We start from the raw sequence: 25,637 nt of genomic DNA, 5'->3' as shown, positions 1-25,637 counted from the left end.
GCCCCGCCCACCCCGACCTGCTGACGGCCGCCCTCGCCGCCGTCCTGTTCCGCCACACCGCCCAGGACCGCGTCGCCGTCGACACCGCCGACGGCACGGCACGGTTCCGTGTCGCCGGCGCCTCCACCCTCGACGAGCTGGCACAGCAGGCCACCTCCGCCGCCGACCCCGCCCCCGTCGGCATCCGGTTCGGCGAGGCGATCGACACCGAGGGCACCGAAGGCACCGACGGCAGCTACGGCCCCGACGGCACCGAACTCCAACTCGTCGTCCGGGACGGCTCCCTCGAACTCCGCTACGACACCGCTCTCTTCGACGAGGCCACCGCCGAGCGTTTCCTCGCCCACTACCGCACCCTCACCGAGGACGCCGTACGCGACCCGTCCACACCCGTCTCCCATCTGCGCCTGCTCACCGACGCCGAGCTGCACCGCACCCTCGTCGAGTGGAACGCCACCGACACCGACCTGCCGCACGGCACCTGCCTGCACGAGGCGTTCGAGGCACGCGTCGCCAAGCAGCCGGACGCGGTCGCGGTCGTCCACCAGGGCGAGCGGCGCACCTTCGCCGAGGTCGACGCGGACGCCAACCGCCTCGCCCACAAGCTGCGTTCGCTGGGCGTCGGCCCGGACATCCGGGTCGGTCTGTGCCTGGACCGCTCGCCGGCGCTGCTGGTCGCGATCCTCGGCATCCTCAAGGCGGGCGGCGCGTACGTGCCGCTCGACCCGGAGTACCCGGCGCAGCGCATCGCCGCCATGGCCGAGGGCACCGCCTGCGCGGTGATGGTCAGCCGCGACGGTCTGACCGGGAACCTCCCCGAGGACGCCGGCCGGCAGCTGGTGCTGCTGGACCGGGACGGCGGCGGCCTCGCCGACCGGCCCGCCCACAACCCGGGCGTCACCGTCTCCCCGGAGAACCTCTGCTACGTCATCCACACCTCCGGCTCCACGGGCAAACCCAAGCCGATCGCGCTCCAGCACCGCGGCGTGATGAACAACCTCGCCGACCTCAACTCCCTCTTCGACGCGGGCCCCGGCGACAAGGTGCTGTCCCTGTCGTCGCCCAGCTTCGACATGTCGGTGTACGAGTACCTCGGCATCACCCTGGCCGGCGGCACCCTCGTCGTCCCGTCGCCGGAGCGCGCCAAGGACCCGGCGCACTGGCACGAGCTGCTGACCGCCGAGGACGTGACCGTCTGGAACACCGCCCCGGCCCTGCTGGAACTGCTCGTCGACCACCTGGAGCAGACCGGCGCCGAGCCGCTGCCGCACCTGCGCGCGGCGATGCTCGGCGGCGACTGGATCCCCGTACCGCTGCCCGACCGGGTCCGCGCCCTGGCCCCGAACCTGCGCCTGTTCACGCTGGGCGGGGTCACCGAGGCGTCCATCCACTCCACGGTCTACGAGGTCGGTGAGGTCGACCCGGAGTGGGCGAGCATCCCCTACGGCCGCCCCATGGCGAACCAGCACGTCTACGTCCTCGACGACCACCTTCAGCCGGTCCCGCCCGGCGTCGCCGGAGAGCTGTACGTCGGCGGCGTCGGGGTGGCCCGCGAGTACCTGGGCCAGCCCGAGAAGACCGCCGAGAGGTTCTTCGACTGGTCGCACGCCGGGGTCACCGACCGCGTCTACCGCACCGGCGACCTGGCCCGCTACGCCCCCGACGGGATGGTCGAGCTGCTCGGCCGCATCGACTTCCAGGTCAAGCTGAACGGCCTGCGCGTCGAACTCGGCGAGATCGAGGCCGTGCTGCGCTCCCACCCGGCCGTCCAGGCGAGCGCCGTGGTCGCGCACCGCAACCAGCTGGTGGCGTACGTGGTCGCCGAGAGCGGCGAGGACGGCGAGGACGGCGTGGACACCGCCGAGCTCGGCCGGCTCGCCGCCGCGAAGCTGCCCGCGTTCATGGTCCCGGCCGCGATCGTCCGGCTGGAGCGGCTGCCGCTCACCCCGAACGGCAAGGTCGATCGCAAGGCGCTGCCCGAGCCGGACCTCACCGGCGGCTCCTACCGGGCGCCGAGCGGTGAGCGCGAGGAGGTTCTGGCCGCCGTCTTCGCCGATGTCCTCGGCGTCGAACGGGTCGGCGTGGACGACGACTTCCTCGCCCTCGGCGGCGACAGCATCCGCGCCATCAAGGTCGTCACCCGGGCCCGCGCCCGGGGCGTCGAGGTCACCCCGAAGCAGGTCCTCCAGAGCCGTACGGTCGCCGTCCTGGCCGCGGAGGCCGGCACGGCCGGCGACTCCCGTGACGAGGGCGCGGCGGACAGCACCCCGCTGGTCGCCGTGGGCGTCGACGACCTCGACACCTGGCGGCGGCGCCACCCCGGCCTCGCCGACGTCTGGCCGCTCACCCCGATGCAGTCCGGCATGCTCTTCGAGTCGATGCTCAGCGACGGCGGCCACGACGCGTACCAGATGCAGACGCTGTTCACGCTGACCGGCGAGGTCGACGCCGACCGCCTGCGCGCCGCCGGGCAGGCCCTGCTCGACCGGTACGCCAACCTGCGCACCGCGTTCGTGCCCGACGCCTCCGGCACCCTCGTCCAGCTGGTCGTCGACGGTGTGACCCTGCCCTGGCGGGAGATCGACCTCAGCGACCTGCCGGACGCCGAACAGGACGAGGCCCTGCGGAAGTTCCTCGCCCAGGACCGCACCGCCCGCTTCGACCGGTCCGTACCGCCCCTGCTGCGCCTGACGCTGGTCCGGCTGAGCCCCGTCCACAGCGAACTGGTCCTCACCTCCCACCACGTCCTGCTCGACGGCTGGTCCGAGCAGGTCCTCGGCCAGGACCTGCTGCGCCTGTACGCGGCCGACGGCGACGCCGGACAGCTGCCCGCCGTGCGGAGCTTCCGGGACTTCCTGGCCTGGCTCTCCCGCCAGGACCAGCAGGAGAGCTCCCGCGCCTGGGCCGACGAACTGGCCGGCGTCGACGAGCCGACCACGCTGGTCCCGGCGACCGCGCCGCGCGCCGAGGCCGGGGAGGTCGCGGAGGTCGCCCTCCGGCTCACCCCGGAGGAGGGCCGCCGTCTCGCCGCCCGCGGCTCGCAGTTGGGTGTCACCTTCAACACGCTGGTGCAGGGCGCCTGGGCGGTCTTGCTCGGCGGGCTGACCGGGCGGGACGACGTGGTGTTCGGTGCCGCGGTCTCCGGGCGGCCCGCGGACCTGCCGGGTGTGGAGTCGATGGTCGGGCTGTTCATCAACACCGTTCCCGTACGGGCCCGGTGCGCGCCCGACAGCACCCTGGCCGAGCTGCTCACCGGACTGCAGGAGCGCCAGACGGCCCTCCTCGACCACCATCACCACGCGCTGACGGAGATCCACAAGGCGGCCGGTCTGGACGCCCTGTTCGACACGCTGGTGGCGTTCCAGTCGTACCCGGTGGACCGCGCGCCCGGCGGGGGACTGGAGATCACCGGAGTCCGCTCGGTGGGCGGCGCCAACTACCCGCTCGCCCTGATCGTCGAGTCCGACCCCGAGGTGAGGCTCACCCTCCAGTACCACCCGAGCCTCTTCGAGCGGGGCACGGCCGAGGACATCGCGGCCCGGCTGCGGTCCGTCCTGGGGCAGGTCGCGGCCGACCCCGACGAACTGATCGGCGGCGTGGACCTGTTGCTGCCGGACGAGGAGCAGAAGCTGGTCGGTCCCGCCCTGGACCTGCCGGCCCCGACCGTCACCGCGCTCTTCGACCAGCGGGTGGCGGACACCCCGGACGCGGTCGCGGTGACCTGCGGCGATACGTCCCTGACGTACGCGCGGCTCGACGAGCGGGCGAACCTGGTCGCCGCCACCCTGACCGGGCGCGGTGCCGTGCCCGAGACGGTCGTCGGGCTCCGGCTGCCGCCCTCCGTCGACCTCGCGGTTGCCCTGGTCGGCACCCTGCGGGCCGGCGCCGCGTACACGGTGCTCGCGCCCGGACAGCAGGGGCCCGAACTCACGCTCACGGCACTGGAGTACGCCGACGAGACCGTCACCGTCACCGACCCCGCCCGCGTCGGGCCGCAGCAACTGGCCTGTGTACGCCCCGGTGGTGTCGCGGTCGGGCACCGCGCGCTGGCGAACGGCCTCAGGAACTACGCCGACACCGCCCAACTCGCCCCCGGCACCCGGCTGCTCGCCGCCTCACCGGCCGGAGACCCGGTCGCCTTCGAGATCCTCGCCGGCCTGTGCGCCGGGGCGAGCGTCCGGATCGGCACCGACGACGGCTGGAGCGCCGAGGTGATCAGCACGGTCGCGCCGGTCCTGGCCGCGGCCCTCGACGGGAACCCGGAGATCGACGCCACCACCGTCGTCCTCACCGGAGACGTCCTGCTCGGCTCCCTCGTGCAGCGGGTCCGCGAGACTGTCCCCGGAGTGCGGATCGTCACCGCGTACGGCCCCACCGAGACCATCCGGGCCGCCGCGCTCACCGCCGCCGAGGGGTGGAACGGAGACGGCCCCGCCCCGCTGGGCTCCGTGCTCGGCAACATGCGGGCCTACGTGCTGGACCCGTTCCTGCGGCAGTCCCCGGCGGGCGTCACCGGCGAGCTGTACGTCGCCGGGGAGCTGGCCCGCGGCTACCAGGACCAGCCGGTTCTGACCGCCCAGCGGTTCGTGCCGGACCCGTACGGGCCGCCCGGCTCACGGATGTACCGCACGGGTGACCTGGTCCGCTGGGGCACCGGAGGCCGGCTGGAGTACGTCGGCAGGCTCGGCGCCTGGGCCAAGGTGCGCGGGCACGCCTTCCAGACCGGCGACATCGAGGCCGTGCTGGCCGCGCACCCGGCTGTGTCCCAGGCGGCGGTCACTGCGGACGGCGAGCAGATCGTCGCGTACGTGGTCGGTACCCAGGTGACCCAGGGGGCCCATGGGACCCACGAGGCCGACGTACTGCGGGAGTTCATCGCCCGCCGACTGCCCGACTACATGGTCCCCACGGCCTTCGTGCCGCTGACCGAACTGCCGCTCGCGGCGGACGGCACCGTCGACAGCGGGGCCCTCACCCCGCCGGAGCCCGACACGGCCGACGACGGGTACCGCCCCGGCCGTACACCTCAGGAAGAGGCGATGTGCGCCCTCTTCGCCGAGGTCCTCAAGGCCGACCGCGTCGGCATCGACGACAACTTCTTCGCCCTCGGCGGCAATTCGCTGACCGCCACCCGGCTGATCGGCCAGATGCGCAGGCGGCTCGGTATCGAGACGTCCATCCGCACGCTCTTCCAGTACCCGTCCATCGCGGAGCTCTCCGGCCGGGTCACCACGGCCAAGGCCGGCAGCACGAACCGCCCCCGCCTGCGCAAGATGACCAAGGAGCAGTCCCAGTGATCCCCCTGTCCTACGCACAGCGCCGGCTGTGGTTCCTCGACCGGTTCGAGGGCCCCTCCGCGACCTACAACGTCCCTCTCGCGTTGTGGCTGACGGGCGACCTGGACACGGACGCGCTCGCCGCGGCGGTCCAGGACGTGGTCGGCCGGCACGAGAGCCTGCGCACGATCCTCTTCGAGGAGGACGGCGTCCCCTACCAGCGGATCCTCGCCCCCGAACAGGCCCGCGTCGACGTCCCGGTCCACATCGTGGCCCCCGACGACGTACGGCACGCCGTCGACGAGGCCATCTCCTACGAGTTCGACCTGTACGCCGAGACCCCCGTCCGCGCCTGCCTCCTGCGGCACGCCCCCGACGAGCACGTCCTGGTGCTGCTGTTCCACCACATCGCCGCGGACGGCGAGTCCGGCGTCCCCCTGCTGCGCGACCTCCAGACCGCCTACACCGCCCGTCACGCCGGCCACGCCCCCGAGTTCGAGGAACTCCCCGTCCAGTACTCCGACTACGCGCTCTGGCAGCGCGAGATGCTCGGCGACGAGAACGACCCGGACAGCGTCCTGGCCGGGCAGCTCGCCTACTGGCGCGAGCAGCTGGACGGCCTGGAGCAGCCCCTGAACCTGCCGCTCGACCGCATCCGCCCGTCGGCCGCAAGCCACCACGGCGACCACGTGGACTTCCGCATCGCCCCCGAACTTCGGGCGCGGGTCGAGGAGTTGGCGGCCGAGCGCGGGCTGACCGTCTCGATGGTGCTCCAGTCGGTGCTCGCCGTGCTGCTGCACCACCTGGGCGCCGGCGACGACATCCCGATCGGCGCGCCCATCGCGGGCCGTGTCGACGAGGACCTCGCCGACCTGGTCGGCTTCTTCGTCAACACCTGGGTGCTGCGCGTCCAGCTGCCCGGCAACCCCACCTTCGAGGACCTCCTGGACCAGGTGCGGGACGGTGCGCTCGGCGCGTACGAGAACCAGGACGCGCCCTTCGAGATGCTCGTCGACCAGCTCAGCCCGGAGCGCTCCACCGCCTACAACCCGCTCTTCCAGGTGTTCTTCGCCTGGCAGAACCTCACCCGCGCCGACATCGACCTGCCGGGCCTCACCACCCGGCTGGACTTCGAGCAACTGGGCACCAAGACCGCCAAGTTCGACCTGGAGTTCAACGTCGCCCCGGACGAGCGGGACGGGGCGCGCGGCACCATCGAGTACGCCACCGACCTGTTCGACCGCGTGACCGTGCAGTCGATCGGCGACCGGTACGTCCGTGTGCTGGAGCAGCTCGTGGCCGACCCGGCGAAGCCGGTGGGCGCCCTGGACGTCCTGGCGCCGGCCGAGCGCGAGAGGCTCGCCGAACTCAACGCCACCGCCGCCGAGTTCCCCGAGGTCACCGTCCCGGCGCTGTTCGAGCAGCGGGCCGCCGAGACCCCGGACGCGGTCGCTGTGGTCTGCGAGGGCGACTCGGTGACGTACGGCGAACTCGACGCCCGCGCCAACCGCGTGGCGCACGAGCTGGTGGACAGGGGAGTGGACCCCGGGTCGGTGGTGGCGCTGTCGCTGCCGCGCTCCGTGGACCTCGTCGTCGGCATGCTGGCCGTGCTGAAGGCGGGCGGCGCGTATCTGCCGATCGACCCCAAGTACCCGAGCCACCGCCTGGAGTACATCCTCGGCGAGGCCCGGCCGCAGCTGGTCCTCACGGACGCGGACACGGTGTCCGTGCTCCCCCAGACGGACACGCCCCGCGTCTTCATCGACGACCTTCTGGCCGAGGGGCCGGACAGTGGCCTTCAAGTCGCCCTGGAACAGGACCACTTGGCGTACGTGATGTACACCTCGGGCTCCAGCGGCACCCCGAAGGGCGTGGCCGTCACCCACGGCAACGTGGTCAACGGCATCACGCACCTCGCCGAGCGGATCGCCGCCGGACCGGGCCGCACGGCTCTGGCCAGCACCTCCGTCAACTTCGACGTGTCGGTCTTCGAGATCTTCACCAACCTCTGCCACGGCGGCACCATCGAGATCGTCCCCGACGTGCTCGCGCTCAGTGAACGCGACGGCTGGGGCGGCCAGATCATCTCCACCGTCCCCTCGGCCTTCGGTGAACTCGTCGAGCAGATCGGCGACCGGATCAGCCCCGACACCCTCGTCTTCGCCGGCGAGGCGCTGCCCGCCGCACTCGTGCACAAGGTGCGGGCCGCCTTCCCGGGCGTGCGGGTCGTCAACGCCTACGGGCAGACCGAGTCCTTCTACGCCACCACCTTCACCGTCGGCGACGACTGGGACGGCACCGGCAACGTGCCCATCGGCACCCCGCTGGGCAACATGCGGGCGTACGTCCTCGGCCCCGGCCTCAAGCCCGTCGCCCCCGGAGTCGCCGGTGAGCTCTACATCGCCGGGAACGTGGCCCGCGGCTACCGCGGCCGCCCCGACCTCACCGCCGAGCGCTTCCTGCCCGACCTGTTCGGCGGGGTCCCCGGCGCCCGTATGTACCGCACGGGCGACCTGGCCCGCTGGAACAACCAGGGGCAGCTGGAGTACGTCGGCCGCGGTGACGCCCAGGTCAAGGTGCGCGGCTTCCGTATCGAGCCCGGCGAGGTCGAGGCCGCGCTGACGGCGCACCCCGGGGTGGCCCAGGCCGCGGTGGTGGCCCGTGACAGCCGGGGCGGCAAGCAGCTCGTCGGCTATGTCGTCCCCGCCTTCACCAGCGACAACGACAGCCACGACTTCCGCTCCGGCATCGAGGCCACCGACCTGCGGGCCTTCGTCTCGCAGCACCTGCCCGACTTCATGGTCCCCTCCGCGTTCGTGATCCTGGACCGGCTGCCGCTGATGCCCAACGGCAAGCTGGACCGCAAGGCGCTCCCGGAGCCCGAGTTCGCCGGCAGCGAGTACCGCGCCCCGAGCAGCTCCGAGGAGCGGGTCCTGGCCGCGGTGTACGCCGAGGTGCTGGGCCTGGACCGGGTGGGCGTCGACGACGACTTCTTCGCGGTCGGCGGCGACAGCATCCGCTCCATCCAGGTCGTCTCGCGGGCCCGCGCCCAAGGTGTGGAGGTCACCCCCCGGCAGATCTTCGAGCGGCGCACGGTCGCCGAGCTCGCCACGGTCGCCACCAGCGCCGGCACGGGCGTGGTACTGGAGGAGTACGAGGGCGGCGGCACCGGTCTGCTGCCCCTGCTGCCCATCACCGAGTACATGCTCGAACTGGGCGGCTCCCACCGCCGGTTCTCCATGTCGCTGCTCGCCGAACTGCCCGAGGGCATCGACGCCTTGGGCCTGGCCGCCACCCTGGACGCCGTCTTCGACCGGCACGACGTGCTGCGCTCACGGCTCGTGCCGGGTGAGGGCCTGTATGTGGAGCCGCAGGGGTCCGTCGACACATCCGCGCTCATCCGCCGGATCGCCTGTGACGGCGACTGGGAGAGCGACGCCTGGGAGCAGCTCGCCGAGGACGAGCTCGACGCGGCGGCGGGACGACTCGACCCGGCGGCCGGGGTCATGGCCCAGTTCGTGTGGTTCGACCCGGACCGCGGCCCCGGACGCCTGATCATCGCCCTGCACCACCAGGTCGTGGACGGCGTCTCCTGGCGCATCCTGCTGCCGGACCTCGCGGAGGCGTGGAAGGCGGTCAGGGAGAGCCGCACGCCCGACCTTCCGGCCGTCGGCACGTCCGTACGGCGCTGGACGCACGCCCTGATCGAGGAGGCGGGCAGTGAGTCCCGCACCGCCGAGATGGACCTGTGGCGCTCGGTCCTCGACGGCCCCGACCCGCTGCTGGGCTCCCGCGCCCTGGACCCGGCCGTCGACACCCGCACCGCCCTGGAGCACCTTCCGGTACGCCTCCCCGCGGACGTCACGGAGGCCCTGCTGACGACCGTTCCCGCCGCCTTTCACGGAGGGGTGAACGACGGTCTGCTGGCCGGCCTGGCCATCGCGGTCGCGCAGTGGCGCCGTACGCGAGGCGTGGAGGAACCCTCGACGCTCATCAAGCTGGAGGGCCACGGCCGCGAGCAGGACGTCGTCCCGGGCGCGGACCTGTCCCGTACCGTCGGCTGGTTCACCAGCCTGTTCCCCGTCCGCCTGGACACCGCCGGGTTCGACCTGGACGAGGCACTCGCAGGAGGCCCGGCGGCCGGAGCCGTCGTCAAGGCGGTCAAGGAGCAGCTGCTGGCCATCCCCGACAAGGGCCTCGGCTACGGGCTCCTGCGCTACCTGAACGGTGAGACCGCCGAGGAGCTGAAGCAGCACTCCACCGGCCAGATCGGCTTCAACTACCTGGGCCGGTTCTCCTCCGCCGACATGCCCGAGCACCTGCGCGGCCTCGGCTTCACCCAGCTCCGCGAGCTGGCGGCACCCCTGGACGCCGACATGCCGGCCATGTCCGTCCTGGAGCTCAACTCGGCCGTCATCGACACCGACGAGGGCGCCCAGCTCGACGGCGTGATCTCCTTCCCGCCCGGTGTGCTGGACCGCGCGGAGGTCCAGGAGCTGGCCGACCTGTGGTGCGCGGCACTCGGCGCGCTGGCCCGGCACGCGGGCCAGGAGGGCGCGGGCGGGCTCACCCCGTCCGACCTGCCGCTGGTCCAGGTGTCCCAGCGGGACATCGAGAACTGGGAGCACCGCCACCCGGGCCTCGTCGACGTATGGCCGCTGACCGCCCTGCAGTCCGGTCTGCTGTTCCACACGATGCTGGCCGACGCCACCTTCGACGCCTACCAGATGCAGCTCGCCTTCCGCGTGGAGGGCCGCGTGGACCCGGCACGCATGCGGGCCGCCGGCCAGGCCGTACTCGACCGGTACGCCAACCTGCGCACCGCCTTCGTCACCGACTCCGAGGGCACCCAGGTGCAGCTCGTGATCGACGGGGTCGAGGTGCCGTGGCGGGAGATCGACCTCAGGGACCTGGACGAGTCCGCGCGGCAGGAGGCGTACGGGGAGTTCCTCGCCGACGACCACGGCACGCACTTCGACCCGCTGGTGCCGCCCATGCTGCGGCTCACCCTGGTCCGTATGACCGAGGACCACTGCGAACTGGTCCTCACCGCCAACCACGTCCTCTTCGACGGCTGGTCCTTCCCGGTCCTGATGCAGGACCTGCTGCGCCTGTACGGCTCGAACGGCGACACCTCCGTGCTGCCGCGCGTGCGCGGGTTCAAGGACTTCCTGGTCTGGCTGTCCCGCCAGGACCACGCCGAGACGGCCCGCGTGTGGGCCGAGGAACTGGCCGGCGTGGACGAGCCGACGCTGCTGCTGCCCGGGGCCCGCGCCGAGAAGGAGAGCACCGGAATCGGCGGCGTCCAGGTGCCGCTGCCGCTCGACGACGTCCGCGCCCTCAACCGGCGCGCCTCCGAACTCGGGGTCACCGTCAACACCCTCGTCCAGGGCACCTGGGCGCTGCTGCTCGGCCAGCTCACCGGCCGGCAGGACGTCGTGTTCGGCGCCACCGTCTCGGGGCGCCCGCCGCAGGTGAACGGCGTCGACTCGATCCTCGGCATGTTCATCAACACCCTGCCCGTACGCGTCGAGTACGGCCCCGCCGACACCCTGACCGACGTCCTGACCCGGCTCCAGCACCGCCAGGCCGGCCTGCTGGAGCACCACCACCACGGGCTCAGCGACATCCAGCGGACCACCGGGCTGAAGAAGCTGTTCGACACCCTGGTCGTCTTCGAGTCGTACCCCGTGGACCGTGACGGCCTGACCGACGCCAACACGGCCGCCGGGATCGCCTTCACCGGCATCCGCCCCAACACGGGCACCCACTACCCGCTGACCGTGATGGCGGACGCCGACCCCCACCTCAGGCTCACCCTCAACTACCAGGAGGGCGTGCTCGATCCCGAGGCCGTCGAGGCGATCGCGGCCCGCTTCGGACGCGTGCTGAAGCAGCTCGCCGAGGACCCGGAGATCCCGGTCGGCCGCATCAACCTGCTGGAGCCCGCCGAGCGCGACCGGCTGCTCGCGCTGAACGACACGGCCGCCGAGACCCCGGACGTGACGGTCACCGAGCTGTTCGAGCTCCAGACGACGGCCACACCCGACGAGGTCGCCGTCGTCTTCGAGGGCGAGTCGGTGACGTACGCCGAACTGAACGCCCGCGCCAACCGCCTGGCCCGCGACCTGACCGCGCTCGGCGTCGGCGGGGAGTCCCTGGTCGCGGTGTCCCTGCCGCGCTCGGTGGAGCTGGTGGTCGGTCTGCTGGCGGTGCTGAAGGCGGGCGGCGCGTATCTGCCGGTCGACCCCAAGTACCCGAGCCACCGCCTGGAGGCGATTCTCCAGGAGGCCGCTCCGCGCCTGGTCCTCACCGACACCGCCACGGCCGGCGTGCTGCCGCCCACCGAGGCACCCGTCTTCCACCTCGGCGATCTGACCGAGGGCGACGGCTCCAACCTCGAACTGCCCCGCAGCGCCCAGCAGTTGGCGTACGTCATGTACACCTCGGGCTCCACGGGCAAGCCCAAGGGCGTGTCCATCACGCACCACAACCTGGTCAACGGCGTGCTGCGGCTCGCCCCGACCGTGGGCATGGGCCCGGGCAAGCGGCTGCTGGCCGGCACCTCGATCAACTTCGACGTCTCCGCGTTCGAACTGTTCACCACCCTCACCAGCGGCGGCACCGTCGAGATCGTCCGTGACGTGCTGGTGCTGGGGGAGCGGGCCGAGGGCTGGCGCGGCAGCGTCATCTCCACCGTGCCGTCCGCGTTCGCCGAACTCGTCGACCAGATCGCCGACAAGACGCAGGTGGACACCGTCGTCTTCGCCGGTGAGGCCCTGCCCGCGTCGCTCGTCGAGAAGGTCCACGAGGCATTCCCGGGTGTCAGGGTCGTCAACGCGTACGGGCAGAGCGAGTCCTTCTACGCCACCGCCTTCACCGTCTCCGGTGACGGTGAAGGCGAGGACGAGTGGATCGGCAGCGCCCCCATCGGCTCCCCGCTGGGCAACATGCGGGCGTACGTCCTCAGTCCCGGTCTCACCCCGGTGCCGCCGGGCGCGGTCGGCGAGTTGTACGTCGCCGGCAACGTCGGCCGCGGCTACCACGGCCGCCCCGACCTGACGGCCGAGCGCTTCGTCGCCGACCCCTACGGTCCGCCCGGCTCGCGCATGTACCGCACCGGTGACCTGGCCCGCTGGAACGAGAACGGCCGCCTGGAGTACGCCGGTCGCGGTGACTCCCAGGTCAAGGTGCGCGGCTTCCGTATCGAGCCCGGCGAGGTCGAGGCGGCGCTGACGGCCCACCCCGAGGTGGACCAGGCCGTCGTGATCGCCCGCCCGGGACCGGGCAACGGCAAGCAACTGGTCGCCTACGCGGTCGGCGAGGTGGACGCGGACGAGCTGCGCAGGTTCGTCTCCGAGCGGCTGCCCGAGTTCATGGTCCCGTCCGCGTTCGTCACCCTGGACCGGCTGCCGCTGATGCCCAACGGCAAGCTCGACCGGGCCGCCCTGCCCGAGCCCGAGGTCACCGGCACCGCCTACCGGGCGCCGCGCACCACGGCCGAGGAGGGCCTGGCGGAGCTGTTCGCCGAGGTGCTGGGCGTGCCGCGGGTCGGCATCGACGACAACTTCTTCGCCCTGGGCGGCCATTCACTGCTCGCCACCCGTCTGACCAGCCGTATCCGCACCGTCCTGGACGCGGAGATCCCGATCCGGGTCGTCTTCGGCTCGCCGACGGTCGCGGACCTGAGCGCCCATCTGACCGGCGACCTCAAGGTGCGCCCGCCGCTGCGCCGGCTCACCGAGCGCCCGGAGCGGATGCCGCTGTCGTTCGCCCAGCGCCGGCTGTGGTTCATCGACAAGTTCGAGGGCCCCTCGGCGACGTACAACATCCCGATGGCGCTGCGGCTGACCGGGGCGCTGGACGCGGAGGCGCTCGTCGCGGCCATCCAGGACGTGATCGACCGCCACGAGAGCCTGCGGACCGTCTACCGCGAGGACGAGGAGGGCGTCGCGTACCAGCTGGTGCTGCCGGTCGAGGAAGCCCGACTGGTCGTCCCGGTCGTCGAGTTGTCACCCGAGGGCCCCGAGAACTCCGAGGCCATCGAGGCCGCCGTCGCCGACGCCGGTGGGTACACCTTCGACCTGGCCGCCGAGATCCCCGTGCAGGCCCGCATCCTGCGCGTCGGCCCCGAGGACCACGTCCTCACCCTGGTCATCCACCACATCGCGGGCGACGGCGAGTCCATGGCCCCGCTGATCCAGGGCATCTCGCAGGCGTACGCCGCCCGGAAGGAGGGCCACGCCCCCGAGTGGGCCGAACTGCCCGTCCAGTACGCCGACTACGCCCTGTGGCAGCGCGACCTGCTCGGCGACGCCGACGACCCCGACAGTGTGCTCTCCGCCCAGTCCGAGTACTGGCACGAGACCCTCCAGGGCGCCCCGCAGCCGCTGCACCTGCCCACCGACCGGCCCCGGCCGCCGCGCGCCAGCTACCGCGGCGACATGCTGGAGTTCGCCATCGAGCCCGAACTCCTGCTCGCCGTCGAGCGGTTGGCGCAGGAGCGGGACGTCACCGTGTCGATGGTCATGCAGTCCGTGTTCGCGGTGCTGCTGCGCCAGCTCGGCGCCGGCGACGACATCCCGATCGGCTCCCCGATCGCCGGCCGCACCGACGACGCCCTCGCCGACCTGATCGGCTTCTTCGTCAACACCTGGGTGCTGCGCGCCGAGATGTCCGCCCACCTCAGCTTCGACCAACTGGTCGAGCAGGTGCGGGAGAAGGCGCTGTCCGCGTACGGCAACCAGGACGTGCCCTTCGAGCGCTTGGTCGAGCTCCTCAACCCGGACCGCTCGACCGCCTACCACCCCCTGTTCCAGGTGATGTTCGCCTGGCAGAACTTCACCCAGGCCGACTTCGACCTGCCGGGCCTCAGCGTCGGTATCGAGCCGATCGCCACCGGCACCGCCAAGTTCGACCTGTTCCTCAACCTGACGGAGGTCACCGACAGCGATGGACGAGAGGTCCAGGGCCTGCTGGAGTACGCCACCGACCTGTTCGACCGCGAGACGGCCGAGACGATCGCGGCCCGGTTCGTGCGGGTGCTGCGTCAGGTGGTGGCCGAGCCCGGGCGCCCGATCGGAGCGGTCGACGTCCTGGACGCGGCCGAGCGCGTGCAGGTGCTGTACGGCTTCAACGACACGGAGGTACCGACACCGCGGCTGACGCTGCCGGAGCTGTTCGGGCAACAGGTCGCCGCGACCCCCGACGCGGTCGCCGTGGTCTTCGAGGACGAGTCGGTGACGTACGCCGAACTCGACGCCCGCGCAGGCCGGTTGGCCCGCGAACTGGCCGGCCGGGGAGTGGGACCGGAGTCGGTGGTGGCGCTGTCGCTGCCGCGGTCCGTCGAGCTGGTGGTGGGCCTGCTGGCCGTGCTGAAGGCGGGCGGCGCCTATCTGCCGATCGACCCGAAGTACCCGAGCCACCGCCTGGCGCACATCCTCACCGAGGCGCGCCCGCAGCTGGTGCTGACCGACTCGGAGACGGTGTCGGTGCTGCCGGAGAACGACATTCCGGCGCTCTTCGTGGACGAGCTGGAGGTCAACGAGGGTCCGGCGGACGACCTCCAAGTCCCCCTGCACCCGGGCAACTTGGCGTACGTCATGTACACCTCGGGCTCCACGGGCACCCCCAAGGGCGTCTCGCTCACGCACCACAGCGTCGTCAACGGCGTACTCCGCCTGGTGAACCGCCTCGGCATGGAGCCCGGCTCGCGGACCCTCGCGAGCACGTCCATCAACTTCGACGTGTCGGTGTTCGAGCTGTTCACCACGCTGAGCAGCGGCGGCAGCGTCGAGATCGTGCGGGACGTGCTGACCCTCGGCGAGCGCGGCGGCTGGGACGGCACCATGATCAGCACGGTCCCGTCCGCCTTCGCCGAGTTGCTCGACCAGCTCGCCGACCGCATCGACGTCGACACGGTCGTCTTCGCCGGCGAGGCGCTCCCCGCCACCCTCGTGCAGCGGATGCGCGAGGCGATCCCCGGCGTCCGAGTCATCAACGCCTACGGGCAGACCGAGTCGTTCTACGCCACGACCTTCGAGGCGTCCGAGACCGATGAAGGCACGGGCAGCGCACCCATCGGCTCCCCGCTCGGCAACATGCGGACCTACGTGCTGGACGCCTACCTGCGTCCCGTCCCGGTCGGTGTCACCGGCGAGCTGTACGTCGCCGGTGACGTGGCCCGCGGCTACCTGGGCCGCCCCGACCTCACGGCTGAACGATTCGTCGCCGACCCGTACGGCCCGCCCGGCTCCCGTATGTACCGCACGGGCGACCTGGCCCGCTGGAACCGCCATGGCGCCCTGGAGTACGCGGGCCGAGGCGACGCGCAGGTCAAGGTGCGCGGCTTCCGTATCGAGCCCGGCGAGGTCGAGGCCGCGCTGGTCGCCCACCCCGAGGTCGCGCAGGCGGCGGTCGTGGTGCGCGAGACACGCGGCGGGGCCAAGCAACTCGTCGGGTACGTCGTGCCGGTGGGCGCGGGCGGCGACGGCGAGGGCGTGTCGGGGCTCGGCGACATCGACGTCGACCTCACCGCCGGGCTCACCTCGCGCGACCTGCGGACCTTCATGACGAGCCGGCTGCCGGAGTTCATGGTCCCGACCGCGTTCGTGATCCTGGACCGGCTGCCGCTCACCCCGAACGGCAAGCTCGACCGCAAGGCGCTGCCCGAGCCGGAGTTCACCGGCGAGACCTACCGCGCCCCGCGCACCCCCGAGGAGCAGGTCCTGGCCGCCGTGTACGCGGACGTCCTCGGCCTGGACCGGGTCGGCATCGACGACGACTTCTTCGCGGTCGGCGGCGACAGCATCCGCTCCATCCAGGTCGTCTCGCGGGCCCGCGCCCAGGGCGTGGAGGTCAGCCCGAGGCAGATCTTCGAGCAGCGGACCGTCGCCGAGCTGGCGACCGTCGCCACCAGCGTCGGCACGGGCGTCGTCCTGGAGGAGTTCGAGGGCGGAGGCACCGGTGTGCTGCCGCACCTGCCGATCACCGAGTACATGCTCGAACTCGGCGGCGGCTACGACCGGTTCTCCATGTCGATCGCGCTGGAACTCCCGGCCGGCATCGACGCGGACGGCCTCGCCGCCACCCTGAACGCGGTCTTCGACACCCACGACATCCTGCGCTCACGGCTTGTCCCCGAGGAGGGCATGCACGTCGGGCCCGCGGGCTCCGTCGACGCGGCCGGCCTCGTGCACCGCATCCCGTGCGACGGGACGTGGGACGAGGCGTGGCAGAGGCTCGCCAAGGACGAACTGAACGCCGCGACGGGCCGACTGGACCCGGCGGCCGGGGTCATGGCCCAGTTCGTGTGGTTCGACGCGGACGAGGGCCCGGGACGCCTGATCATCGCCCTGCACCACCTGGTCGTGGACGGAGTCTCCTGGCGCATCCTCGTCCCGGACCTCGCGGAGGCGTGGAAGGCCGTACGGGAGGGCCGTACGCCCGATCTTCCGGCCGTCGGCACATCCGTACGGCGCTGGACGCACGCCCTGATCGAGGAGGCGGGCAGCGAGTCCCGCACCGCCGAGATGGAGTTGTGGCGCTCGGTCCTCGACGGCCCCGACCCGCTGCTGGGCTCCCGCGCCCTGGACCCGGCCGTCGACACCCGCTCCACCCTCGACCAGTTGCAGATGCGGCTGCCGGTGGACGTCACCGAGGCGCTGGTCACCAAGGTCCCGGCGGCCTTCCACGGCGGAGTCAACGACGGTCTGCTGGCCGCGCTCGCCATCGCCGTCGCCAAGTGGCGTCGTACACGCGGCGTGGAGGAGCCGTCGACACTCATCAAGCTGGAGGGTCACGGCCGCGAGCAGGACGTCATCCCGGGCGCGGACCTGTCGCGCACGATGGGCTGGTTCACCAGCATGTTCCCGGTCCGCCTGGACACCGCCGGGTTCGACGTCGAGGACGCCTTCCAGGGCGGCCCGGCGGCCGGCGGGATCATCAAGGCGGTCAAGGAGCAGCTGCTGGCCATCCCCGACAAGGGGCTCGGCTTCGGACTCCTGCGGTACCTGAACGGTGAGACCGCCGAGGAGCTGAAGCAGCACTCCACCGGCCAGATCGGCTTCAACTACCTGGGCCGCTTCTCCTCCGCCGACATGCCCGAGAGCCTGCGCGGCCTCGGCTGGACCCAGCTGACCGACGCGGACGACCTGGACGCGGACCTCGACGCCGACATGCCCGCCATGTCCACCGTCGAGATCAACTCGGCGGTCATCGACACCGACCTGGGCGCCCAGCTCGAAGCGGTCGTCGGCTTCCCGGCCGGCGTGCTGGAGCGCGGGGACGCGCAGGAACTGATCGACCTGTGGGCCGACGCCCTGGCGGCCGTCGCCCGCCACGCGAGCCAGGAGGGCGCGGGCGGTCTCACCCCGTCCGACCTGCCCCTGGTCGAGGTGGGCCAGGACGAGATCGAGGACTGGGAGCAGAGGTACCCGGGGCTCGCGGACGTCTGGCCGCTCACCCCGCTCCAGTCCGGGCTGCTGTTCCACACGCTCGTCAACGACGAGGCGATCGACGCGTATCAGATGCAGATCGCCTTCCACGTCTCCGGGCGTGTGGACCCCGTACGGATGCGGGCAGCCGGACAGGCCATGCTCGACCGGTACGCCAACCTGCGCACCGCGTTCGTCACCGACGCCCAGGGCCGTCAGGTCCAGCTCGTCCTCGACGACGTCGAGATCCCCTGGCAGGAACTCGACCTGCGCGAACTGCCCCAGGCCGAGCGGGAGGAGGCGTTCGAGCGGTTCCTCGCCGAGGACCACACCGTCCACTTCGACCCGGTCGTCGCCCCGCTGCTGCGGCTCGCCCTGGTGCGCATGACCGACGACCGCTCCGAACTCGTCCTCACCGCCCACCACGTCCTCTTCGACGGCTGGTCGTTCCCGCTGCTGATGCAGGACCTGCTGCGGCTGTACGGCACGGCGGGCGACCTGACGGCGCTGCCGAGGATCCGCGGCTACCGCGACTTCATGGTCTGGCTCTCAAAGCGCGACCAGGACGAGACGGCACGGGCCTGGGCCGACGAACTCGCCGGAGTGGAGGAGCCCACGCTGCTCGCCCCCTCCGCGGAGGACGCCTCCGACGACCACGAGGACCAGGGCGTCGGCCAGGTGGACATCCAGCTCCCCCTGGAGGAGGCCCGCGGCCTCAACCGGCGCGCCTCCGAACTCGGCGTCACCGTCAACACCCTCGTCCAGGGCGCCTGGGCGCTGCTGCTCGGCGAACTCACCGGACGGCAGGACGTGGTGTTCGGCGCGACGGTCTCCGGCCGGCCGCCGGAGCTCCAGGGCGTCGACTCGATCGTCGGCCTGTTCATCAACACGCTGCCGGTGCGCGTCGAGTACGGCCCCGGCGACACCCTCGCCGACGTGCTCACCGGACTCCAGCGCCGCCAGGCCGCCCTGCTCGACCACCACTACTACGGGCTGACCGAGATCCAGCAGGGCGCCGGACTGAAGAAGCTGTTCGACACCCTGGTCGTCTTCGAGTCGTTCCCCGTGGACAAGGAGGGCCTGAGCGACGCCAACACCGCCTCCGGGATCGCCTTCACCGGCATCCGGCCCTTCTCGGGCACCCACTACCCGCTGACCCTGATGGCGGCGGCCGACCCGCACCTGATGCTCACCCTCCAGTTCAAGGAGGGCGCCTTCGACCGGGCCACGGTCGAGGAGTTCGCGGCCCGGCTGGTGCGCATCCTGCGCCAGCTGGTGGCCGACCCCGGCACGAAGGTCGCCGCGGTCGACACCCTGGAGCCGGCCGAACGCGACCGCCTGCTGGTCGAGTTCAACAACACGGCCGCCGAGACCCCCGACCTGACCATCACCGAGCTCTTCGAGTTCCAGGTGGAGCAGACCCCGGACGAGGTCGCGGTGATCGCCGAGGACCGGCAGCTGACGTACCGCGAGGTCAACGCGCGGGCGAACCGGCTGGCCCGGGCACTCACCGGCCACGGCGTCGGCCGCGAGTCGGTCGTCGCGGTGTCCCTGCCGCGCTCCGCCGACCTGGTGGTGGGCCTGCTGGCGGTGCTGAAGGCGGGCGGCGCCTATCTGCCGATCGACCCGAAGTACCCGAGCCACCGCCTGGCGGCCATCCTCGACGAGGCCCGACCGCAGCTGGTGCTCACCGACTCGGACACGGTCTCCGTACTGCCCGGGACCGAGGCGCCCGCGCTCTTCGTGGACGGACTCGACCTCGGCACGGGCGACGAGGGCAACCTCCAACAACCGCTCCACACCGACCAGTTGGCGTACGTGATGTACACCTCCGGTTCCACGGGCAAGCCCAAGGGCGTCGCCATCACCCACAGCAACGTCGTCAACGGCGTGCTGCGGCTGGCCTCGCGGATCGGGATGGAGAAGGGGCGGCGGCTGCTCGCCGGCACCTCGATCAACTTCGACGTCTCCGCCTTCGAGATCTTCACGACCCTCACCACCGGCGGCAGCGTCGAGGTCGTCCGGGACGTCCTGGTCCTCGGCGAGCGGGAGAGCTGGCACGGCAATGTCATCAGCACCGTGCCCTCCGCGTTCGCCGAACTCGTCGACACCATCGCCGACAGGACGAGCGTCGACACCCTCGTCTTCGCCGGCGAGGCCCTGCCCGCCTCCCTGGTGGACAAGGCACGCGAGGCATTCCCGGGCGTACGGATCGTCAACGCCTACGGGCAGAGCGAGTCCTTCTACGCCACCACCTTCTCCGTCCCCCAGGGCGGCGAGTGGAGCGGCAGCGCGCCCATCGGCGAACCCCTGGAGAACATGCGGGCGTACGTCCTCGGGCCGGGGCTGAGGCCCGTACCCCAAGGCGTGACAGGGGAGTTGTACGTCGCCGGCAACGTGGGCCGCGGCTACCACGGCCGCCCCGCCCTCACCGCGGAACGCTTCGTCACCGACCCCTTCGGGCCACCCGGCTCCCGTATGTACCGCACCGGCGACCTGGCCCGCTGGAACGCCGACGGGAAACTGGAGTACGGGGGCCGCGGCGACGCCCAGGTCAAGGTGCGCGGCTTCCGCGTCGAACCCGGGGAGGTCGAGGCCGCGCTCACGGCCCATCCGGGGGTGGCCCAGGCGGCCGTGGTGTCCCGCGACAACCGCCTGGTGGCGTACGTCGTGCCCGTGGAAGCCCGCGACGACCTCGACGGCCTCGACGCCTTCGACACGGGTGAACTGCACCGGTTCGTCTCCGAGAAGCTGCCCGACTTCATGGTCCCGGCCGCCTTCGTCCCCCTGGACAGGCTGCCGCTCGCACCCAACGGCAAGCTCGACCGGCGTGCCCTGCCCGAACCGGACTTCGTCACGGACGGCACGTACCGGGCGCCGAGCACGCCCCGCGAGGAACAGCTGGCGGCCGTCTTCGCCGACGTCCTCGGCCTCGAACGGGTCGGCGTCGACGACGACTTCTTCGCGCTCGGCGGGCATTCCCTGCTGGCCACCCGGCTCGGCAGCAGAATTCGTGCGCAACTGGGTGTCGCACTGCCCATGCGTGCCGTGTTCCAGTCGCCGACCGTCGCCGAACTGGCGGCGTACATGGATTCCGATTCCGCGTCCCGCGAGAACGCCGATCCGTTCGCCCGGCTGCTGCCCATTCAGACGCGCGGTGACGGGGAACCGCTGTGGTGGGTCCACCTCGCCGGCGGTCTGGCCTGGCCGTATCTCAACTTCACGGCACACCTGCGTGAGGACCGTCCGTCGTACGGAATTCAGGCGCGCGGATTCAATGGAGAGAATCTCGAAAATTCCATTGAATCCATGGTGACGGAATACCTCGACCAGGTATTCTCAATTCAGAGCGAAGGTCCTTTCCACCTCGTCGGCTGGTCCTTCGGTGGAGTCGTCGCCCACGCGATGGCCGCCGAACTGCAGCGCCGGGGCCACGAAGTGGCTCTGCTGGCCCTGCTGGACGCGGCCCCCAGCGGACACTTCGCGGACGACCCGGACCTCGAACTCGCCCAGGTCCGCGCCCTCCTCAAGGACCACGTCGGCGATCTGGCCGGCCGGGACGAGGAGCGGCTCCTGGAGATCTCCTCGGACTTCGTCGTCAACAACGTCGAGATCCTCAAGAAGTTCCAGCCGCCGGTGTTCGACGGCGACGCCCTCTTCTTCAACGCGACGCTCAACCCCGAAGCCCCGTACATGGACCAGTGGGCCCCGCACATCCGCGGCGAGCTGCACGTCCAGGACGTACCGAGCACGCACCACGAGATCTGCCGGCCCGAGTTCGCGGCCGACATCGCGGCAGCCATCGACAGCGCACTCGACCGCACGCCCGACCGCACGCTCGACCAGAAGTGAGGATGTGCATCCACCATGTTCGTCCCGGCCCCCTACCGAACACCCGCCACGTCATGGATGGTGGACATCCTGCGCGGCAACCCGCTGGCGCTGATGACGTCCAACGGCCCCGCGACCGCGGGCCCCTGGGCAACGCACCTGCCGGTCATCCAGGACCCCACGATGACGGAGGACTGGTCCGAGGACCTCTCCGGCGCGAAGCTCCTCGGCCACATGAACCGGGCCAACCCGCACTGGAAGGACCTGGGGGACGGCGCCGTGGTCCTGCTGACCTTCACCGGACCCCACGGCTATGTCTCCCCGACGGTCTACGAGAAGACGCCCGCGGCACCGACCTGGGACTTCACCTCCGTCCACGTCCACGGCACGCTGACGAAGATCGAGCCGGAGGAGGCGGGTGAGGAGTCGCTGGAGCTGGTGTGCTCCACGGTCCGCGCCTTCGAGGGCGACTTCGGCGCCGGCTGGGACATGCGGGAGTCGATCGACTACTTCCGCAAGATCCTCCCCGCGGTGGGCGCCTTCCGCGTCGATGTGACCGGCGCGGAGGGGATGTTCAAGCTCAGCCAGGAACAGGACCCCGACGTCCGCGAGCGCGTCCGCGAGTCCTTCGCCGGCCGCGACTCCACCCGGCACCGCGAGGCGTCCCGCCTCATGGACCGGCTGCCCCGCCCGGACATCGGCTGCCCGCACGCGGCCTGACCGACGGCCTTCCACCAGGGCCTTCCACCAGGGCCCCACGAACTGCTCGCGCACGAACTGCTCGCGCACGAAAGCTCGCCCACGAAGCGACAGCCATCACCAGCCCAGCCCCTCAACAGCCCACAAAGGCGGGAGAATCGCATGGAAAAGCACAGCGACGTCCACGAGGTAGTCGGCATCGGCTTCGGCCCCTCCAACCTGTCCCTGGCCATCGCCCTGGAGGAGCACGAGGCCAAGCGTGACGGACACCCGATCTCCGCGGCGTTCTTCGAGAAGCAGCCCACGCTCGGCTGGCACCGCAACATGCTGCTGCCGTCGGCGACCATGCAGATCTCCTTCCTCAAGGACCTGGCCACCTTCCGCAACCCCGCCTCGCAGTTCAGTTTCGTCAACTACCTGCACGCGGCCGGACGCCTCGCCCAGTTCGTCAACAACCAGAGCTTCTTCCCGACCCGTGAGGAGTTCCACGACTACCTGGAGTGGGCCGAGTCCAGCTTCTCGGACCGCGTCAGCTACAGCTCCGAGGTGACCTCCGTGCGCCTCCCCCAGGGGGGCGGGCCCGTCGACCACGTCGAGGTCGCGGTCCGCGGCACGGGCCCGCGCGGCGCCACCCGCGTGGTCAAGGCCCACAACATCGTGGTGTCGACCGGACTCGTGCCGCGCATGCCCGCCGGCATCGACCGCGACCAGCGCATCTGGCACAGCTCGGAATTCCTCGAGAAATTCCGCAAACTCACCCAGGATTCGGTGAAGAGGGTGGCCGTCATCGGCGCCGGCCAGAGCGCCGCCGAGATCGTCCGCTTCGTCTACGACTCGATCCCCGGCGCCACGGTCTCCGCGATCATGCCCTCGTACGGCTACTCCATCGCGGACGACACCCCCTTCGCCAACAAGATCTTCGACGCCTCCGCGGTGGACGACTACTACAACTGCGGCGAGCGGTCGAAAGACGCCTTCTGGCGTTACCACAAGAACACCAACTACGGCGTCGTCGACGACGAGGTCATCCGCGACCTCCACCAACGCGCGTACGACGACGAAGTGCGCGGCACCCCCCGCCTGGACTTCGTGAACCTGTCGAAGGTCGACAGCGCGAAACAGACCGGCGACAAGGTGCGGCTCACCCTGCACTCCCTGCGCAGCGACGAGACGTCCGACCTCGACGTCGACGTGCTGATCTGCGCGACGGGCTACGACTCCATGGAGCCGAGCGAACTGCTCGGCGAGCTGGAGCCGCACTGCCTGCGCGACGAGCAGGGCCGGTTCCGGGTGGAGCGGGACTACCGTCTCGCCACCGGACCGGAGGTCACCTGCGGTGTCTACCTCCAGGGAGGCACCGAGCACACCCACGGACTGGCGTCCTCACTGCTCTCCAACATCGCCGTACGGAGTGGGGAGATCGCCGACTCGATCGCGGAGAGGAGGACGAACCGGCAGTACAGCACGGCGTGATCACACCACGCGGACTTCCCCCCACGGCGGGCGAACCCCGCACCGGGAGGTCCCGACCAGATTGGAGTTGCCCATGACCACCAACCCGTTCGACGACAACGACGGCCGGTTCTACGTGCTGGTGAACGACGAGGAGCAGTACTCGCTCTGGCCCACGTTCACCGACGTCCCCGCCGGCTGGCGGGTCGCGTTCGGAGAGGACGGCCGCAGGCCGTGCCTGGACTACATCGAGCAGACCTGGACCGACATGCGCCCCAGGAGCCTCCGCGAGGCCATGACGGGGTAGCCCACCGGCCCACACCATCGCAGCACCGAACGACCAGGTCCCCGGCGCCACCCGCACGCCGGCCCTGTACGTGAGCGCCCGCCCCTTACCCGGGGCGGGCGCTCACGCGTGTGCGGCTCCTTCCGGCGGACGTTCAACTGTCCAGGTTCCGCGGCTCCTTGAGGCGCACGAGCGCACATACCCGCTGGTCAGGCACGATCCACCGGCCCACGCACGACAGTCGACCGGCCTTGAGTGGACCGGAAGGCGAGGCCACTGTGGCGCACGGAGAGAAACGGACTCCCCGGACTGCCCACACCCCACCGCCCACACCCGCGCCAAGGAGACCCACATGACCACCATGGAGTCGGAGCCGCTCGTCCAGCTGACCTCGGAGCTCGTGAGCGACCCGGTACGCGGCTACACCGAGCTGCGCCGCCAGGCCCCGCTCGTCCGGGTCACCCTTCCGGGCGTGGAGACGCCGGTGTGGCTGATCACCCGCTTCGAGGACGCCAAGGAGGCGCTCGGCGACCCCCGTTTCGTCCGCGACCAGGAGAAGATCCCCGGCTTCGCGTCGGACGGGCCCAGCATCGCCGAGCAGATGATCGAGGCGTACGGGCTGCCGATGGAGTACCGCGACTACCTCGGGATCATGGTTCTGGTGGACGGTCCCGAGCACACCCGGCTGCGACAGCTGGTCACCAAGTCCTTCACGGCCCGCCGTATCAACGCGCTGCGCCCGCGTATCGAGGAGATCACCCGGAACCTGATCGAGCCGCTGGCCGCACGTCAGGAGGCCGAGCTGCTGGAGGACGTCGGCTATCCGCTCGCCTCCACCGTCATCTGCGCGCTCATCGGCATCGACGACGAGGACGTGCCGGACATGCGCCGCTGGATCCGCGAGTACGCGTCCGGAGACCTCGACCTGGTCATCCCGGCCCTGCGGAACATGGTCGACCACTCCAAGGACCTCATCGCCCGCCGCCGCGCCGACCGCCGCGACGACCTGGTCTCCGGGTGGATCACCTCCGGCGAGGGCGACCCGGACGGGCTGACGGAGACCGAGATGGTCGCCCTGATCCTGCTGCTCATCAACACGGGCATCACCCCGCCGGCGCTCTTCATCGCCTCCGCGGTACTCGCCCTCCTCGACCATCCCGAGCAACTGGCCCGCCTGCGAGCCGAACCGGAACTGCTGGGCCGTGCGGTGCCCGAACTCCTGCGCTTCACCTCGCCCGTGCCGATGGGCGCGCCGCTGTACGCCACCGAGGACCTGGAGTTCGCCGGCATGCCCGTACGGAAGGGCGAGGCCGTCACGAGCGCGCTGCTGGCGGCCAACCACGATCCGGACGAGTTCCGGGCGCCCGAGGCGCTCGACGTCACCCGTGAACTCGGCCGTGGCGTCGGGCACGTCGCCTTCGGCCACAGCGCGCACTACTGCATCGGCGCGGCGCTGGCCCGCGTCGAGGCGGAGGTCGCGCTGCACGAGATCCTGATCCGGCACAGCGGGACGGCGCTGGGCGTGGCCCGCGACGAGCTGGAGTACTTCGACCTGCCGGGGGAGGGCCGCCACCTGCGGGGACTGCCGGTGCGGTTCTGAACCGAGGGACGGCGCGAGCGGCACACCGGGACGGGGCGCCCGGACGGGGAGACCCGTCC

The 25,637-nt window shown here is 71.4% G+C and carries 6 protein-coding genes; all 6 read left to right on the top strand.

Annotation, left to right across the window (positions count from 1 at the left end; translation table 11 throughout):
* The coding region (locus FNH08_RS14785; protein WP_152771939.1) for a non-ribosomal peptide synthetase at positions 1-5,297 on the top strand (5,297 nt) is incomplete at its 5' end.
* Positions 5,294-21,562 carry a non-ribosomal peptide synthetase gene (locus FNH08_RS14780; RefSeq protein ID WP_152771938.1) on the top strand — a complete coding sequence of 5,423 codons (16,269 nt, stop codon included), beginning with the start codon at positions 5,294-5,296 and terminating at the stop codon, positions 21,560-21,562. The genes FNH08_RS14785 and FNH08_RS14780, both read left to right, overlap by 4 nt.
* Before the next feature lie 15 nt (positions 21,563-21,577).
* Positions 21,578-22,261 (top strand): FMN-binding negative transcriptional regulator, encoded by a 684-nt coding sequence (locus tag FNH08_RS14775; protein WP_152771937.1) that lies wholly within the window; start codon positions 21,578-21,580, stop codon positions 22,259-22,261.
* Positions 22,262-22,402: 141 nt separating this feature from the next.
* The gene (locus FNH08_RS14770) at positions 22,403-23,713 is read left to right on the top strand and encodes a lysine N(6)-hydroxylase/L-ornithine N(5)-oxygenase family protein (RefSeq protein ID WP_152771936.1); all 1,311 of its coding nucleotides are present in this window, start codon (positions 22,403-22,405) and stop codon (positions 23,711-23,713) included.
* 73 nt (positions 23,714-23,786) lie between these two features.
* Positions 23,787-23,999 (top strand): MbtH family protein, encoded by a 213-nt coding sequence (locus FNH08_RS14765; protein ID WP_152771935.1) that lies wholly within the window; start codon positions 23,787-23,789, stop codon positions 23,997-23,999.
* A 331-nt stretch (positions 24,000-24,330) separates the two neighbouring features.
* Complete coding sequence (locus FNH08_RS14760; RefSeq protein WP_152771934.1) at positions 24,331-25,578, top strand: cytochrome P450; 1,248 nt, start codon at positions 24,331-24,333, stop codon at positions 25,576-25,578.
* Positions 25,579-25,637: the final 59 nt, after the last annotated feature.

This window comes from Streptomyces spongiae, assembly GCF_009377185.1.
GTDB lineage: Bacteria > Actinomycetota > Actinomycetes > Streptomycetales > Streptomycetaceae > Streptomyces > Streptomyces spongiae.
The sequence above is the reverse complement of the archived record's forward strand: the minus strand, read 5'-3'. Positions and strand labels throughout refer to the sequence as shown.

Bases quoted from the DNA above. Each gene is read 5' to 3' on its own strand.
- FNH08_RS14775 (WP_152771937.1), top strand. From the start codon at position 21,578: ATGTTCGTCCCGGCCCCCTACCGAACACCCGCCACGTCATGGATGGTG.
- FNH08_RS14770 (WP_152771936.1), top strand. From the start codon at position 22,403: ATGGAAAAGCACAGCGACGTCCACGAGGTAGTCGGCATCGGCTTCGGC.
- FNH08_RS14765 (WP_152771935.1), top strand. From the start codon at position 23,787: ATGACCACCAACCCGTTCGACGACAACGACGGCCGGTTCTACGTGCTG.
- FNH08_RS14760 (WP_152771934.1), top strand. From the start codon at position 24,331: ATGACCACCATGGAGTCGGAGCCGCTCGTCCAGCTGACCTCGGAGCTC.